The following is a 16,256-nucleotide window of genomic DNA, read 5'->3' as shown; positions in this document are numbered from 1 at the left end:
GCCGATCGGGGTATAGGGGACGCGCGTGAACATCATCCTTCTCGGACCGCCCGGTGCAGGCAAGGGCACGCAAGCGCAGCGGCTGGTCGAACGCCGTGGCATGCGCCAGCTGTCCACCGGCGATATGCTGCGGGCGGCGGTGAAGGCCGGCACTCCGGTGGGCCTGGAAGCCAAGGCGGTGATGGAACGTGGCGAACTCGTTTCGGACGAGATCGTTTCCCGCCTTATCGATGCGGAACTCACCGCGATGGGCGCGGACACCGGCGCTATCTTTGACGGCTATCCGCGCACCGAAGCGCAGGCCCAGGCGCTTGATGAAATCCTGGCCGCGCATGGCCGCAAGCTTGATTACGTGATCGAGCTGGATGTGAACGAAGATGCGCTGGTCGAGCGGATCACGGGGCGCTTCACCTGCGCCAACTGCGGCGAAGGCTACAACGACGACTACAAGCGCCCAGCTCAACTCGGGGTCTGCGATCGCTGCGGATCGACCGAGTTCAAGCGCCGGCCAGACGACAACGAACAGACCGTCCGCACCCGCATGGCAGAATATCGCGCGAAGACCGCGCCGATCCTGCCGATCTACGAAGCGCGCGGCATCGTTCACCAGATCAACGGAATGGCCGAGATCGACCAGGTCACGCAGGCGATCGAGACGATTCTCGCAGGATAACCCTTTCGCTCCCTGATCCTCATGGCATAATGCGGGGCAGGGGGATTGTGGCCTTGAACAGTATTGCGCTCCGCGTGGGCATTATTGCCGGCGTGCTGATCATGCCGGGGGCACCGGCACGTGGCGAAGTCGCGGAATCCTCGCCCACTCATTTCGTCACCCGCGCCACCGTTACGGTGAAGGCCGTGCCCAAGGCGGCGTGGCTGGCGCTGACCGATCCGGCAGGATGGTGGGACGATGAGCACACCTGGTCAGGGTCGGCGGCCAACCTGTCGCTCGTGCCCCAAGGGGGCGGCTGCTTCTGCGAACGGATTCCGGAAAAAGACGGAGCAGCCGACGTCGGCCTCGCAGGAAGCGCCCAGCATATGACCGTGGTCATGGCAGAGCCGATGAAGGTCCTTCGCATGCGCGGCGCACTCGGTCCGCTGCAGAGCGAGCCGGTGGATGGCGTCCTGTCAATCACGCTCCAGCCCGCCAATGGTGGCGGCACCAAGCTGGTTTGGGAGTACGCGGTGGGCGGGCATCTGCGCTATCCCGTCGCGACGATCTCCAATGCGGTCGATGCGGTCATGAGCCAGCAGATCGACAGACTTGCGGACAAGCTCGGTCGCGAGGCGCCGTTGGAGAACTCCCCCGCCGATAAAGAGAATCCGCCTGGCGCACGGAAAGGCGACAAGGACACGCAGCCGGGCGGGCTTTGACCCAACCGACAGGTGGTGTAAAACAGCGCCGGCGATGCAAAGCGCGTGTCCTGCCGCTATCGCCGCGGCCCACCGCGTGTGAGGCATTGACCCTGCGGCAGAATCGCACTAAGCGGCCCCCTCATTCGACAACAGCGGATAGTCCGGCAGGCGATTGCGATAGTGCACGCCATCCGGGCTTTTTGCCGTAAGGCAATCCCGATGCGGTCGAGTGAAGCGATGAGATAGAGGCCGCGCGCCGCGTCAAGCCTCTGTGGAGCATGGAGAAAAAAGTGGCTCGTATTGCCGGGGTAAACCTCCCCACCAACAAGCGCGTGATTATCGCGCTCACCTACATCCACGGGATTGGCCCGACCACCGCGGTCAAGATCGCCGACAAGCTTGGCATCGATCACAGCCGGCGCGTGTCTGACCTGTCGGACGCCGAAGTGCTGCAGATCCGCGAGACGATCGACGCCGATTATGCCGTCGAAGGTGACCTGCGCCGCGAGACGGCGATGAACATCAAGCGTCTGATGGACCTCGCCAGCTATCGCGGTCTGCGTCACCGCAAGGGTCTGCCGGTCCGCGGTCAGCGCACTCACACCAACGCCCGTACCCGCAAGGGCAAGGCCAAGCCGATCGCCGGCAAGAAGAAGTAAGCCGCGCGGCCCGGCCCCGTTGTTCGGGGTGGCCGCCGCTGCTCTCTTGGATTTAGGACAGGAATTCCCACATGGCTCGTGAACCTCAGCGCATCCGCAGGCGGGAGCGCAAGAACATCACCAGCGGCGTCGCGCACGTGAACGCCAGCTTCAACAACACGATGATCACCATCACCGACGCACAAGGCAATGCGATCAGCTGGTCTTCGGCCGGCATGATGGGCTTCAAGGGTAGCCGCAAGTCGACTCCCTACGCGGCCCAGGTCGCGGCTGACGATGCCGGCAAGAAAGCTGCCGAGCACGGTGTCCGCACCCTCGAGGTCGAGGTCAAGGGTCCCGGCTCGGGACGCGAAAGCGCACTGCGCGCGTTGCAGGCGGTCGGGTTCACGATCACCTCGATCCGTGACGTGACGCCGATCCCGCACAACGGCGTTCGCCCGTCGAAGCGCCGCCGCGTCTGATCTTACCTGCCCAGCGGCGGGGTAGTTCCCGCCGCTGACCTGGGGATCGGACGCTCACGCAGCGCCGGTCCCACACGCATTTGAACCCCAGGGGATATCCATGGCCGTCAACACCAAGAACTGGCAGGAACTCAAGAAGCCCAACAATCTCGAAGTGAAGGACGCTGCCAAGGGCCGCCGCGCGACCTTCGTCGCCGAACCGCTCGAGCGCGGCTATGGCCTCACTCTCGGCAATGCTCTGCGCCGTGTGCTTCTATCGAGCCTTCAGGGCGCCGCGATCACATCGATCAAGATCGAGAACGTGCTCCACGAATTCTCCAGCCTCGCCGGCGTGCGCGAGGATGTGACCGACATCGTCCTCAATGTGAAGCAGATTGCGCTCAAGATGGAAGGCGAGGGGCCCAAGCGGCTCCAGCTCGCCGCCACCGGTCCGGGCGAAGTGACCGCGGGTGACATCGCGGTATCGGGCGATATCGAGGTGATGAACAAGAACCTCGTTATCTGCCACCTTGACGAGGGCGCCAACCTCAACATGGAGCTGACCGCCGACACCGGTAAGGGCTATGTGCCAGCCGTCGGCAACCGCCCGGTCGACGCGCCGATCGGCCTGATCCCGGTGGACTCTTTGTATTCGCCTGTTCGCCAGGTGAGCTACAAGGTCGAGAACGCCCGCGTCGGGCAGGAGCTCGATTTCGACAAGCTCAGCCTGACGGTCGAGACCGACGGCACCGTGACCCCCGAGGACGCGGTGGCCTATGCCGCGCGCATCCTGCAGGACCAGCTGGCGCTGTTCGTCCACTTCGAGGACGGCATTCCGCAGGCGAGCTCGCCGATGATCGGCATGGCCGCCCAGCCGGAAGAGAGCGATGCCAACCAGCTCAACCGTTACCTTCTCAAGAAGGTCGACGAGCTGGAGCTGTCGGTGCGTTCGGCCAATTGCCTCAAGAACGACAACATCATCTACATCGGCGATCTAGTCCAGAAGACCGAGGCCGAGATGCTCCGCACACCGAACTTCGGCCGCAAGAGCCTGAACGAGATCAAGGAAGTCTTGAGCTCGATGGGCCTGCGCCTCGGCATGGACATCCCTGGCTGGCCGCCGGAAAACATCGAGGAAATGGCCAAGAAGCTCGAGCAGGAACTGCTCGGCTGATCAGCCGAACTGGGCATGGGCCGGACCCCTTCTTCCGGCCTGCATCGGGGTACCAGTGGGAACCCGTCAAGGCTCGACTTTGATGGAAACCGCTATCCGGCCCCCCTACGAACGGAGTACATTACATGCGTCACGGACATTCAGGCCGTAAGCTGCAGCGCAAGAGCGGCCACCGCGCCGCCCTGCTGCGCAACCTCGCTGCCGCGCTGATCAAGCATGAGCAGATCCTCACCACCACGCCGAAGGCGAAGGAACTGCGTCCTTACGTCGAGAAACTGATCACGCTCGCCAAGCGCGGCGGTCTGTCGAACCGGCGCCTTGCGATCAGCCGCCTGGGCGATGACGTGCAGCTCAAGAAGCTGTTCGATGTTCTTGCCGAGCGCTACGCCGGGCGCGACGGCGGCTACACCCGCGTGATCAAGGCCGGTCTGCGCGCCAGCGATGCGGCGCCGATGGCGGTGATCGAACTGGTCGACCGTGATGTGACGGCCAAGGGCCAGGATTCGGGTCCGGTGCAGAATGCCGATGAGGACGAGCTGGAAGCAGCCTGATCCTCGTCGTCAGTTCGGAAAAAAGGGGCCGGGGGGAAACCTCCGGCCTTTTTTTGGTCTTCAAGCTAAGGAGCCGCTGACTTGATCGCGGTTCACATTCGCTACGTGTTGGCTGAACAAAAGCTGTCGCGCCAATTCAGGCTCATCTCACGGCGACTCGCTTAGAAAAGGTTCACAAGGCGAAGGGAAGGTCCTTTGCCAACACGTGAGGTGAGCCATGAAGACCATTTCAAAAGCCCTCGTCGGAACCGTCGCGGCTGGCGCGATGGCTCTGTCGGCAACCCCCGCCGCGGCGCGCGACCGTAACAACGACGGCATCGACGCAGGCGATATCATCGCCGGTGCGCTGGTGATCGGCGGCATCGCCGCTGTCGCCAGCTCGATCGGCCGCGATCGCGGCTATAACGGTACGTACGGCGCTCCCTACTACGGCGACCGCTATGACAATCGTTATGGCTACAACAACGCCGGCAACTCCCGCCAGGCTGTCGAGCAGTGCGTCTATGCCGCGCAGCGCGGCGCCTATGGCGCACGGGTGACCGACATCCGCAACGTCGATCGTAAGCGCGATGGCTATCGCGTGCGCGGGACGGTTGTCGTGAACGAGCGCGGTGGCGGCTGGGGCCGCGACTACAACTATCGCTATGCGGGCCGTAATTACGACCAGGGCAGGTTCACCTGCGATGTTCGCTACGGCCGGGTGGTCGATCTCGACTATAGCGGGCTACGCGGCGGATACCGCTACTAGGCAACCAGCTCACTGGGAGCGCACCGGGCGGTTCAGGCTTTCGCAAGTCTGGACCGCCTAGCTTTGCCACCGTACCGTTCGTGCAGCGGGGCGATGTTCTTCAAAGGATCTGCGATCATGTTCTTTCGTATCGCCTCTGTTGCGGCGCTGGCTGCATCCGTTTCGATGATCGCCGCCCCGGTGGGAGCGACTTCGCTGCCGAAGCCGTCGTCTTCCGCAGCGGTCCACGGCGGAGGATTCGATGCGGATTCGGTCAACGCCGATGCACATCGGCGATGGCGGCACCGCGACCGGGTTGATGCCGGAGACGTGATCGCGGGTGTCGCGGTCATCGGGGTGATCGCCGCCATTGCCGGTGCGGCAAACCAGTCCAGCCGCAACAGCGATTACAGGTATCCGCAGCGTTATCCGTATCGCGATCGCGCGCCCAACTATCGCACGGACGGCGCCGGTTATCGCTACGGCGAAAGTGGCGGGCTCGATCGCGCGGCTGATATGTGCGCCCGAGAGGTTGAGCGGAGCGGTCCGGTGGACGCGGTCGAGTCCGTGAACCGCACCGGTTCCGGCTGGCAAGTATCGGGCCGCCTGCGGGATGGCGCGCGGTTCAACTGCTCGATCGGAAACGATGGCCGGATCGAAGGCGTCAACATCGATCGCTATGGTTCAGCGAACGGCGGCCAGTGGGATGACGAGCGCTATACCGCCGCACGCCGGGCGCAGGGTGATCCCGGTGTCGAGTATCCGGGCGGTCCAATCGGCAACGAGGCAAGCGACGATCGCTACGATGCCGGCCAGGTGCCCGACTACCCGGGCTGACCGCTAGGGTTCGCGGTACGCGGGGAGAGCGAGACGAAAGCCGATCGCCGCCCCGCGCAAAGCGAACCCTGCCGTCCACGCGACGGCCCAGGTGATACCTTCGGGCACTTGAAGAAGCGTACCGACCACGGTCAATGCCGCGGCGAGGGCGGCCGCGGTGACGTAAAGTTCGGGCCGCATGATGATCGACGGTTCTCCCGCGATAACGTCCCGCGCTACACCGCCGATGCACCCGGTCACCACGCCGAGCACCGCGGCAGGCACCGGGGCCACGCCATAGCCTATCGCTTTTGCGGCACCCAGCACGGAGAAGGCGGCGAGCCCGGCGGCATCGGCCCATTCGAGCAGTTCCCCCTCCCACCACCGCCGCGGTGTGAACCAGGCGATCAGGGCGGTGGCGAAGATGACTGGCGCCACCCATGGGTCGCGAAGCCAGAACGCGGGTGCGCCCAGGAGCATGTCGCGCAGCGATCCTCCGCCCACTCCCGTCACCAGGGCGAAGAACGCCATGGTCACGAACGTCTGCCGAAGCCGTGCCGCCAGGAGCGCGCCGGTCAAAGCGAACACCGCAACGCCCGCGAGGTCGAGAATCGGCGGCAGGACCTGCGGGGTCATATGCCCACGCGCGCGCGCCGCCGCCGAAACAGCAGCACGGTCCCCAGCAATGCTCCGATCAACGCAATGAGGGCGAATACGACCACGAACGGGTTGTGGGCATCCTCACGCGTCTGCAGGTCCATGATGTGCAATCCCCACATGACGTCATAGAACCGCCACCACCGCGTGCGCACGGCTTCGATCTCGCCGCTACCGCGATTGATGTAGACGTGAGTGCCGTCAACCAGCGAGACCTGCCAGGTCGCGACGGGCTTGCGAAGCTCGAGCGGGGGGTTGCGAGCCGAAAAGGCGCGCACGGCGTCCACCTGGTCGCCTCCCCTGATGTCGCTGGCAGCTATCGCGCGCGCTTCGGCAACGTCGACGTTCAGCGGCGCGCCGGTGCCGATGGCATAGCGCTGCAGTGATCCATCGGCGCGCGTGACCAGTGTCACCGGTCGCCCTCGCTGAACGAGGCTGCGTATTTCGACGACTTGTGGATTGCCCGGCAGCGGCTGGGGTGGGAGCTTGATCCGCAAGTGCTCGCCGCGCACCTCCTCGATCGGGCGCGCGACCATCGCGATACCGCTCAGCATCCACAGCAGCAACGGCACGGCGATCAGCCAGCCGAGCCAGATGTGCCACCGCGCGAACCGCGCCATCCAGCGGGATGCCACCATCAGGCGCCGAGCAGATCGCCGATTGCGCCGGCCGCCGCGATGCAGTCCAGATCGCTCCATTCGGCGCCCATCACCTGCATTCCGCAGGGCAGACCGCCGCTTTCGCCGACCGGAACGACCGTCGAGGGGAGGTTGGGGAACGTCGCGAGCCCCGCCCAGGCGAGCGCATCGGCAAATGCGCTGTCCTTGCCGTTGATTGCGATCCGCCGTGCGCCGATCGGCGTGTCGTCATGAGGGTAGGCGACGAAGGGCAGGGGCGGGGCGAGCACGAAGTCATATTCCGCGAATAGTTCGGCCCATGCATATTGGTTGCGCGCCTGGGTATCGAGCAACAGGTAGTAATCAGCCAGGCTGATCGTCTGGCCGCCCGGCCCGGGTTGCCCGCGCGCCATCGCGGCGTTGAGCAGGCGCATGTAGTTGGCGTGCTGTTCGGCGAGATCGGGCAGCAGCTCGCTCGACCGGTCGATCCGCGCCCCGGCACGCTCGACCTCGGTCAGCGCGGCTTCGATCGGATCGCGGACCGAGGCGTCGATCTCGCTGGCAGGATGGTCGAGCACCGCCAGGAAGCGCATGTCGCTCAAGCCTTTCTCTCGCCGTGGCAGGGGACGTTCTGCAGTCACTTCCAGCAACAGCGCCAGGTCGTCGGCGGAACGCGCCAATGGCCCGGTGACCGATAACGGACCATCGTGCATGTCCTGCCCGCCCGCCACCGGGTGTCCGTGGCCCCGACGACTGACCAGCCCGAATGTGGTCTTGTGTCCGAAGATGCCATTGAAGTGCGCGGGATTGCGGATCGAACTGCCGATGTCGCTGCCGTATTCGGCCGGCACCATTCCGGTCGCCACGGCAACCGCCGAACCGCCAGAGGATCCTCCGGCAACCCGGCTGTGATCGTGCGGGTTGTTGGTGCGCCCGTAAACCGGGTTGTTGCTTTGCAGATCGGCCAGGTCGGGCGGCACGTTGGTCTTGCCCAGGATGATCGCGCCGGCGTCTTTAAGCAGCGTGACGACGCGCGCGTCGCGGCGCGCGAGCTGATCCTTGAACTGCAGATGCCCCCAGGTGGTCGGCAACCCGGCGACCTCGAAGCTTTCCTTCACCGTCATGGGCACGCCGAACAGCGGCCGATCCTCGTGAGCCTGGCCGTCCATTGCGCTGGCGGTCCGTCGCGCCCGGTCGAAATCGCGTACGACCACGGCGTTGAGCGGGCCATCCAGCGCTTCGATGCGGGCAATGGCGGCGTCGACCGCCTCCAGCGGCGACAGCGCGCCTGAACGGATTTGGGCCGCGATCTCGATCGCACCCGGCTCACTGGTCAGCTTCGGAATCATACGCTCTCCCTCATGGGCATGGGATGCGCGCGCGACGCCGCTGCGTCAAATATGGATCGGCTTCCCTTGAACGCCCATGGCCGCTTCCTTGATCGCCTCGGCGTGCGTGGGGTGCGCGTGGCAGGTATATGCGATATCTTCGCTGGTGGCACCGAACTCCATCGCGATGGCCGCTTCGGCGATCATCGTGCCGGCAACGCTGGCGATGCACCAGATGCCGAGCACCCGATCCGTCGCCGCATCGGCGATGACTTTGACGAAGCCATCAGGTTCGTGATTGGTCTTCGCGCGGCTGTTGGCCAGCATCGGGAACTTGCCGATCTTGACTTCACCCTGTTCGCGCGCCTGCTCTTCGGTCAGGCCCACCCCAGCGATTTCTGGCCAGGTATAGACCACGCCCGGAATGACCGCGTGGTTCACGATGCCGGTCTGACCGGCGACGTTCTCCGCGCAGGCGATGCCTTCATCTTCTGCCTTATGCGCCAGCATCGGGCCGGGGATGACGTCACCAATCGCCCACACCCCGTCGACCGACGTGCGGAAGTCGTGATCGGTTTCGATCTGCCCGCGCTGGTTCAGTTCCAGCCCGATCTTGTCGAGGCCAAGTCCATCGACATTCGGCCGGCGTCCGATGGAAACCAGCACGCAGTCGGCATCCAGCGTCGTCGCTTCGCCACCTGCGGCCGGTTCCATGGTCAGCGTGGCGCGCTCGCCATCGACTGACAGACCGGTGACCTTGGTGGACAGCATCAGTTGCATGCCCTGCTTCTTGAAAATCTTGGCCGCTTCCTTGCGGATGTCCATGTCCATGCCGGGGAGCAGCTGGTCGAGGAATTCGACCACGATCACCTCCGAACCGAGCCGACGCCACACCGACCCCAGTTCCAGCCCGATCACGCCGCCGCCGATCACGACCATCTTCTCGGGCACCTTGCGCAGTTCAAGCGCGCCGGTGCTATCGACCACGACCTGCTTGTCGTTATCGATCTCCACCCCCTTGAGCGGAGTCACGGTCGATCCGGTGGCGATGATCACGTCTTTCGCGGTGACGGTTTCTTCGCCCACCTGTACGGTATGCGCGTCGACAAAAGTGGCCCGGCCCTTTTTCCAGTCGACCTTGTTCTTCTTGAACAGAAACTCGATGCCGCCGGTCAGTTGCTTCACCGCGTCGCGCCGCTGCGCATGCATGGTCTCAAGGTCGAGCTTGGGCTCCACCACGATACCCAGCTTGGCCATGGTGCCGTTCTTCGCCGCGTCGAAATACTCGCTGGCGTGCAGCATCGCCTTCGACGGGATGCAGCCGACGTTGAGGCAGGTCCCGCCGAGCGTATCGCGGCTTTCCGCACACGCCGTCTTCAGGCCAAGCTGGGCTGCTCGAATGGCGGCGACGTACCCGCCGGGCCCGGCGCCGATGACGAGGACATCATAGTCGTAAGTGTGGTCAGCCACTGGCTTCCTCCGTGAGCGCCGCGTCACCTTGGGGACGGGTGCGGGCGGCGCAATCATTGACGATCGTCTCGATCCGTTCGCGGTTGATCTCGCCTGGCGTCAGACGGCCGTCCGCCACAAATGTCTCGGCTGCGCATTGGCAGACTTCGGCAATGCGTCCGGCCACGATGCCCGCACCGCCGGCAACTTGCTCGCACTGCGCCGCCACCAAGTTGCGTGCTTCGCCCTGGACGGCGTCGCCGGCAATCTGGGTCGCGGCGTCGCAGCCGGCGAGTGCAACCGCGGCCGAACCGATGAGCAGCAGACGGACTGGTAGAGCGCGGCGCTTGCTCATCACAGGTCGATCAGCATCCGCATCGGATCTTCGATCGCTTCCTTGATGGTCTTCAACGCCGTGACGGCCTCGCGACCATCGATCAGGCGGTGGTCGTAGGATAGCGCGATGTACATCATCGGCCTGATCACGATCTGTCCGTCGCGCACGACAGGGCGATCTTCGATCCGGTGCAGACCGAGCACCGCGCTTTGCGGTGGGTTGATGATCGGGGTGGACATCAGTCCACCGAACACCCCGCCGTTGGATATGGTGAAGGTGCCGCCCTTCATGTCGTCCATTGTCAGCGTGCCGTCCTTGGCCCGCTTGCCGAAGTCGGCGATGTCCTTCTCGATCTGCGCGAACGACTTGCTGTCGGCATCGCGCACCACCGGCACCACGAGCCCATTGGGCGCGCTGACCGCGACCGAGATGTCGACGTAATCGAAGTAGACGATCTCTTCGCCGTCGATCTGGGCGTTGACGCTGGGAATGTCCTTCAGAGCCAGGCATGCCGCCTTCGCGAAAAACGACATGAAGCCCAACTTGATGTCGTGCTTCTTGGCGAAGGTGTCCTTGAACTTCTCGCGCGCTTCCATGACCGCCGTCATGTCGACATCGTTGAAAGTCGTCAGCAGCGCAGCGGTGTCCTGCGCGCTCTTGAGACGCCGGGCAATCGTCTGACGCATGCGGGTCATCTTGACCCGCTCTTCACGACGGTCGCCCGATGAAGCGGACGACGGCGATGCCGGTGCCGCGCTCGGCGCGGGGGCGCTGTCAGGCTTCTTCGAACTCGCCGCGGCGATCACGTCTTCCTTGGTCAGCCGGCCATCCTTGCCGCTGCCCTTGATCTGCGTCGGATCAACGCCGTGCTCCAGCACCGCGCGGCGCACCGCGGGGGAGAGCGTTTGCGTGGCTTCGGGATCAGCGGCCTTGGCTTGCACGGGAGCGGTGGCCGGCGTGGTCACCGACGCCGGCGCGTTGACTGCCTGCTCAGCGGGCTGCGGCTCTTCGCGCACGCTTACCTGCGTGCTTTCGCCCGCGGCGACGTCATCCTCGATCGTCGCGATCACCGCGCCGACCTCGACCGTCGCGCCCACTTCGACGGCGTGCGCGCCCATCACGCCCGCAACGGGGCTTGGCACTTCGATGGCGACCTTGTCGGTTTCCAGGCTGGCGATCGGTTCATCGACCTTCACCGGATCGCCCGGCTGCTTGAGCCATTCGCCAATGGTTGCTTCGGTGACCGACTCGCCCAGCGTGGGGACTTTGACTTCTTGGGACATCTGTTTTCCTCAGGCGAGCTTCTTGCCGGCGGCGGTCTTGGGTGCGATCGGATCGTCAGCGGGCAGGCCCAGCGCCTCGGCGACCAGCGCAGCCTGCTGACGCTCGTGGCGCTTGGCGAACCCGGTGGCAGGGCTGGCCGCCGCCGTCCGCCCGGCATAGCGCGGCCGCATGCCGGTGTGCCCGGCCTGTTGCAGGGCCGCTTCGATCTGGCTCTCCACGAAGAACCACGCGCCGTTGTTCTTCGGTTCTTCCTGGCACCACACCACTTCTTCAAGGCCGGTCATGCGCTGCAGACGCACCGCCAGCGGCTCGCCCGGGAAGGGATAAAGCTGCTCGATCCGCACGATCGACACATCGTCGATGCCGGCTTCGTCGCGCCGCGCCATCAGGTCGTACGCCACCTTGCCGCTGCACAACACCAGGCGCCGGACCTTGCCATCGGCGATGTCCAGCCGGTCCGACAGGATGCGCTTGAAGTGGCTTTCCGAGACGAACTCGTCCGCGCCGCTTCGCGCCATCGGGTGACGCAGCAGCGACTTCGGCGTCATGATCACCAGCGGCTTGCGGAACGGGCGCAGCATCTGCCGGCGGAGGACGTGAAAGTAATTCGCTGGCGAGGTGATGTTGCAGACCTGGAGGTTGTCGTCCGCGCATAGCTGCAGGAACCGTTCCAGCCGGGCGCTGGAATGCTCCGGCCCCTGGCCTTCGTAGCCATGCGGCAGCAGCAGGACGAGGCCGTTGGCCCGCAGCCACTTCGCTTCGCCCGCCGCGATGAACTGGTCGATGATGATCTGCGCGCCGTTCGCGAAGTCGCCGAACTGCGCTTCCCACAGCACGAGGCTCTTGGGATCGGCCATGGCGAACCCGTATTCGAAGCCGAGCACGCCATATTCGGACAGCGGACTGTCATAGACCTCGAACTTGCCGTGCGGCAGTTGGCACAGCGGGATGTATTTGTGTTCGTCCTTCTGGTCGATCCAGACCGCGTGGCGCTGGCTGAACGTGCCGCGCCCTGAATCCTGGCCCGACAAGCGCACACCATGCCCTTCGGTCACCAGGCTGCCGAACGCGAGCGCTTCCGCCGTCGCCCAGTCGAACCCGCCGCCGTTGGCGAACATCTGCCGCTTGGCCTCGAGCACCCGTTCGAGCGTCTTGTGGATGGTCAGCCCTTCGGGGACCGTCGTCAGTGTGCGGCCGAGGCTGTCGAACAGCTTCTTGGGGATCGCAGTGTCGACGTTTCGGCGCGCTTCTTCGGAATCGCTCGGCTTGCTGAGGCCGGCCCAGCGACCGCCGAACCAGTCGGCTTCGTTGGCGCGATAGTCGGCGGCGCCGGCGAATTCCTCTTCGAGGTGTGCGTTGAATTCGGCCGCCATGGCATCGGCATCGCCCGGCTTGGTGACCCCTTCGCGCTGCAACCGCTCATCATAGAGCGTGCTGACCTTGGGGTGCTGCTTGATCGCCGCATACATCAGCGGCTGGGTGAAGCTCGGCTCGTCGCCCTCGTTGTGGCCGAAGCGGCGGTAGCACCACATGTCGATCACGATGTCGCGCTTGAAGCATTGCCGGAACTCGATCGCCAGCTTGCATGCAAAGGTCACCGCTTCGGGATCGTCACCGTTGACGTGCAGGATCGGCGCCTGGACGCCCTTCGCGACGTCGGACGGGTAGGGCGAGGAGCGCGCGAACTGCGGGCTGGTGGTGAAGCCGATCTGGTTGTTGATGACGAAGTGGATGCAGCCGCCGATGTTGTAGCCGCGCACGCCGGAGAACCCGAGGCATTCCCAAACGATGCCTTGGCCGGCAAACGCCGCATCGCCGTGAATCAGCACCGGCAGGACCTGCTCGTGCTTTTCCAGATCACCGCGAACAGCCTGCTGCGCGCGCGTCTTGCCAAGCACGACCGGATCGACCGCTTCGAGATGGCTGGGGTTGGGGACCAGGCTCATGTGCACCTTGATCCCGTCGAACTCGCGGTCGGTGCTGGTGCCGAGATGGTACTTCACGTCGCCGGATCCGCCGACATCCTCCGGGTTCGCGCTGCCCCCGGAGAATTCGTGAAAGATCACGCGGTATGGCTTGGCCATCACGTTCGCGAGAACATTCAGCCGCCCGCGATGCGCCATGCCGTAGACGATCTCGCGCACGCCCTGCTGGCCGCCGTACTTGATCACGCCTTCCAGCGCGGGGATCATGCTTTCGCCGCCGTCGAGGCCAAAGCGCTTGGTGCCGACGTATTTCTTGCCGAGGAACGCCTCGTACTGCTCGCCGCGGATCACCGCCGACAGGATCGCGCGCTTGCCTTCCGGGGTGAAGGTGATGACCTTGTCCGGGCCTTCGATCCGGTCCTGGATGAAGCGGCGCTCCTCCACGTCGGCGATGTGCATGTACTCGAAGCCGACATGCCCGCAGTAGTTCTTGCGCAGGATGCGCACGAGTTCCGACATGGTCGTCCATTCGAGACCCAGCGTGCCGCCGAGGTAGAGCGGCCGTTCGAGCGCGGCGCCGGTGAATCCATGGTACTCAGGCGTGAGATCGGCCGGCAGGTCACGGTGGCTGAGGTGGAGCGGATCGAGCTCTGCCGCGAGGTGCCCGCGAACCCGGTAGGTGCGCACCAGCAGCATCGCACGGATCGAGTCTCCGGCAGCCTGCTCCACCGCCTGGTCGTCCAGCACCTTGCCGGCCTTCGCCGCCGCGGCCTTTACGGCCAGCGTCATCGCCGTGGGATCGAGCGCCTGGGTGAGTTCGTCCTCACTCTCGCCGCCGACCAACGGCCAGCGCGCGTTGGCCCACGACGGGCCGGGCTGCGGCCCGGACTCGTCCGGCGCCGGCGAGAAATCGTGTGCTTCGTTACCCATCGGGTTTGCCTACCTTCGGTAAGGTAATGCCCCAGCCGGCCCGCCGCTCCCGGGGAGGAGACGCGTGGAGCCTGCCGTCAGGCGAGTTCCTTCAACAGCGCGTCGAGGGTGGTGCCCAGTTCGGACGGAGAGGGCGAAACGCGCACCCCGGCGGCTTCCATAGCCGCGATTTTGTCTTCCGCGCCGCCTTTGCCGCCCGACACGATCGCGCCGGCGTGGCCCATGCGGCGGCCCGGAGGCGCGGTGCGCCCGGCGATGAACCCGACCACCGGCTTGCGCCGGCCGCTCTTGGCCTCGTCGGCCAGGAACTGGGCGGCCTCTTCCTCGGCGCTGCCGCCGATCTCGCCGATCATGACGATCGACTTGGTCTCGTCGTCAGCCAGGAACAGTTCGAGCACGTCGATGAAGTTGGTGCCGTTGACGGGGTCGCCGCCGATGCCCACCGCAGTGGTCTGGCCAAGCCCGACCTGCGTGGTCTGGTGCACCGCCTCGTAGGTGAGCGTGCCCGAACGGCTGACGATTCCGACCGAACCCTTGCTGAAGATGGAACCGGGCATGATGCCGATCTTGCACTCTCCGGGGGTGAGCACGCCGGGGCAGTTGGGCCCGATCAAGCGGCTCTTCGACCCCGTCAGGGCGCGCTTCACGCGTACCATGTCGAGCACCGGGATGCCTTCGGTGATGCACACGATCAGCTCGACCTCGGCATCGATCGCCTCGAGGATCGAATCCGCGGCAAACGGCGGCGGCACATAGATGCAGCTGGCGGTGGCGCCGGTCGCCTGCTTGGCATCGCGCACGGTGTCATAGACCGGCAGCCCGATGTGCGTGGTCCCGCCTTTGCCCGGGGTGACTCCGGCGACCATCTGGGTGCCGTAATCGAGCGCCTGCTGCGTGTGGAAGGTGCCGGTTTCGCCGGTCATGCCTTGCGTGATGACCTTCGTATTGCGATCGACCAGAATGCTCATGCGAGGTCTCCATCAAGGTTCTTGCAGGCAGTGAGCAGTTCCTCGACCGCGTCAGTCGAGACCTTGAGGTTGCTCTTCTCCTCGTCCGACAGCTTGATCTCGACGATCTCCTCGATCCCGCCGGCGCCGATCACCGCCGGGACACCGACGTAGAGGCCGTTGAGGTCATACTTGCCATCGACGTAAGCCGCGACCGGCAGGATACGCTTCTGGTCGTACAGGTACGCCTCGGCCATCGCGATGCCGCTGGTGGCCGGCGCGTAATAGGCGCTGCCGCTCTTCAACAGGGCGACGATCTCGCCGCCTCCGCCGCGGGTGCGCTTGACGATCTCGTCCAGCTTTTCCTTCGACGACTTGCCCATCGCGACAAGGTCATCGACCGGGATGCCGCTGATGGTCGTGTAGCTGGTGACCGGCACCATGGTATCGCCGTGGCCGCCCAGCACAAACGCGTTCACGTCGCGCACCGAGACGCCGAATTCCCATGCTAGGAACGTGGCGAAGCGCGCGCTGTCGAGCACGCCGGCCATGCCGACGACCTTGTTGTGCGGCAGGCCGGAAAACTCGCGCAGCGCCCAGACCATCGCGTCGAGCGGGTTGGTGATGCAGATCACGAACGCGTCAGGCGCGTTGTTCTTGATGCCCTCGCCGACCGCCTTCATCACCTTGAGGTTGATGCCGAGGAGATCGTCGCGGCTCATGCCCGGCTTGCGCGCGACACCGGCGGTCACGATGATCACGTCGGCCCCGGCGATGTCGGCATAGTCGTTGGTGCCGGTGATCTTCGCGTCGAAGCCCTCGATCGGACCGCACTGGCTGAGGTCGAGCGCCTTGCCCTGCGGAATACCCTCAGCGATGTCGAACAGGACGATGTCGCCCAGTTCCTTCTTCGCGGCGAGGTGAGCGAGAGTGCCGCCGATCATCCCGGCGCCGATGAGCGCGATCTTCTTGCGAGCCATCTAGGAACAAATCCTTCCGTCGCGCGGGATCGGCCGTCAAAGGCGAAAGCCCGTCCCGCGGGCAGGGGTCGCCTGAATT

17 protein-coding genes are annotated in these 16,256 nt (G+C 65.1%); 8 read left to right on the top strand and 9 right to left on the bottom strand.

What is annotated here, in order from left to right; all coding sequences use genetic code 11:
• The first annotated feature begins 25 nt into the window (after window positions 1-25).
• The 8 genes from E0504_RS09840 (at window position 26) to E0504_RS09805 (ending at window position 5,744) form a co-directional block, all read left to right on the top strand.
• Window positions 26-673 (top strand): adenylate kinase, encoded by a 648-nt coding sequence (locus E0504_RS09840; protein ID WP_131623504.1) that lies wholly within the window; start codon window positions 26-28, stop codon window positions 671-673.
• Between the two features lie 53 nt (window positions 674-726).
• Window positions 727-1,374, top strand: a complete 648-nt coding sequence (locus E0504_RS09835; protein WP_207912431.1) for an SRPBCC family protein — start codon at window positions 727-729, stop codon at window positions 1,372-1,374.
• Window positions 1,375-1,646: 272 nt separating this feature from the next.
• Window positions 1,647-2,015, top strand: a complete 369-nt coding sequence (gene rpsM, locus E0504_RS09830) for a 30S ribosomal protein S13 (RefSeq protein ID WP_131623502.1) — start codon at window positions 1,647-1,649, stop codon at window positions 2,013-2,015.
• Between the two features lie 71 nt (window positions 2,016-2,086).
• Window positions 2,087-2,476: a 30S ribosomal protein S11 gene (gene rpsK / locus E0504_RS09825; protein WP_021689122.1), complete on the top strand. Its 390-nt coding sequence runs from the start codon at window positions 2,087-2,089 to the stop codon at window positions 2,474-2,476.
• Window positions 2,477-2,576: 100 nt separating this feature from the next.
• A complete protein-coding gene (locus E0504_RS09820; protein WP_131623500.1) occupies window positions 2,577-3,629 on the top strand; it encodes a DNA-directed RNA polymerase subunit alpha in 1,053 nt (350 codons plus the stop codon).
• A 125-nt stretch (window positions 3,630-3,754) separates the two neighbouring features.
• Window positions 3,755-4,180 carry a 50S ribosomal protein L17 gene (rplQ, locus tag E0504_RS09815; protein WP_131623498.1) on the top strand — a complete coding sequence of 142 codons (426 nt, stop codon included), beginning with the start codon at window positions 3,755-3,757 and terminating at the stop codon, window positions 4,178-4,180.
• Between the two features lie 217 nt (window positions 4,181-4,397).
• A complete protein-coding gene (locus E0504_RS09810) occupies window positions 4,398-4,928 on the top strand; it encodes a hypothetical protein (RefSeq protein WP_131623496.1) in 531 nt (176 codons plus the stop codon).
• Window positions 4,929-5,045: 117 nt separating this feature from the next.
• Window positions 5,046-5,744 (top strand): hypothetical protein, encoded by a 699-nt coding sequence (locus E0504_RS09805; protein WP_131623494.1) that lies wholly within the window; start codon window positions 5,046-5,048, stop codon window positions 5,742-5,744.
• Window positions 5,745-5,747: 3 nt separating this feature from the next.
• On the opposite strand, the gene E0504_RS09800 is transcribed toward E0504_RS09805, so the two are convergent.
• The 9 genes from E0504_RS09800 to mdh form a co-directional block, all read right to left on the bottom strand.
• Complete coding sequence (locus E0504_RS09800; RefSeq protein ID WP_131623492.1) at window positions 5,748-6,359, bottom strand: trimeric intracellular cation channel family protein; 612 nt, start codon at window positions 6,357-6,359, stop codon at window positions 5,748-5,750.
• The gene (locus E0504_RS09795) at window positions 6,356-7,000 is read right to left on the bottom strand and encodes a PepSY domain-containing protein (protein WP_207912430.1); all 645 of its coding nucleotides are present in this window, start codon (window positions 6,998-7,000) and stop codon (window positions 6,356-6,358) included. The genes E0504_RS09800 and E0504_RS09795 overlap by 4 nt, the downstream gene beginning before the upstream one ends.
• A 17-nt stretch (window positions 7,001-7,017) precedes the next feature.
• Window positions 7,018-8,346: an amidase family protein gene (locus E0504_RS09790; RefSeq protein ID WP_131623488.1), complete on the bottom strand. Its 1,329-nt coding sequence runs from the start codon at window positions 8,344-8,346 to the stop codon at window positions 7,018-7,020.
• Between the two features lie 45 nt (window positions 8,347-8,391).
• Window positions 8,392-9,795, bottom strand: a complete 1,404-nt coding sequence (gene lpdA / locus E0504_RS09785) for a dihydrolipoyl dehydrogenase (RefSeq protein WP_131623486.1) — start codon at window positions 9,793-9,795, stop codon at window positions 8,392-8,394.
• Window positions 9,788-10,129, bottom strand: a complete 342-nt coding sequence (locus tag E0504_RS09780) for a hypothetical protein (RefSeq protein ID WP_131623484.1) — start codon at window positions 10,127-10,129, stop codon at window positions 9,788-9,790. Before E0504_RS09780 ends, lpdA begins: the two co-directional genes overlap by 8 nt.
• Window positions 10,129-11,394, bottom strand: a complete 1,266-nt coding sequence (odhB, locus tag E0504_RS09775) for a 2-oxoglutarate dehydrogenase complex dihydrolipoyllysine-residue succinyltransferase (protein WP_131623482.1) — start codon at window positions 11,392-11,394, stop codon at window positions 10,129-10,131. The genes E0504_RS09780 and odhB overlap by 1 nt, the downstream gene beginning before the upstream one ends.
• A gap of 9 nt (window positions 11,395-11,403) precedes the next feature.
• Entirely contained in the window at window positions 11,404-14,250 is a 2,847-nt protein-coding gene (locus E0504_RS09770) for a 2-oxoglutarate dehydrogenase E1 component (protein WP_131623480.1), read from the bottom strand.
• Window positions 14,251-14,327: 77 nt separating this feature from the next.
• A complete protein-coding gene (sucD, locus tag E0504_RS09765; protein WP_131623478.1) occupies window positions 14,328-15,218 on the bottom strand; it encodes a succinate--CoA ligase subunit alpha in 891 nt (296 codons plus the stop codon).
• Window positions 15,215-16,177, bottom strand: coding sequence for a malate dehydrogenase (mdh, locus tag E0504_RS09760; RefSeq protein WP_131623476.1), 963 nt, complete (start codon window positions 16,175-16,177; stop codon window positions 15,215-15,217). The genes sucD and mdh overlap by 4 nt, the downstream gene beginning before the upstream one ends.
• Window positions 16,178-16,256 lie beyond the last annotated feature (79 nt).

The organism is Parafrankia sp. BMG5.11 (assembly GCF_004337455.1).
This window is presented reverse-complemented; position numbering and strand designations above follow the sequence as displayed.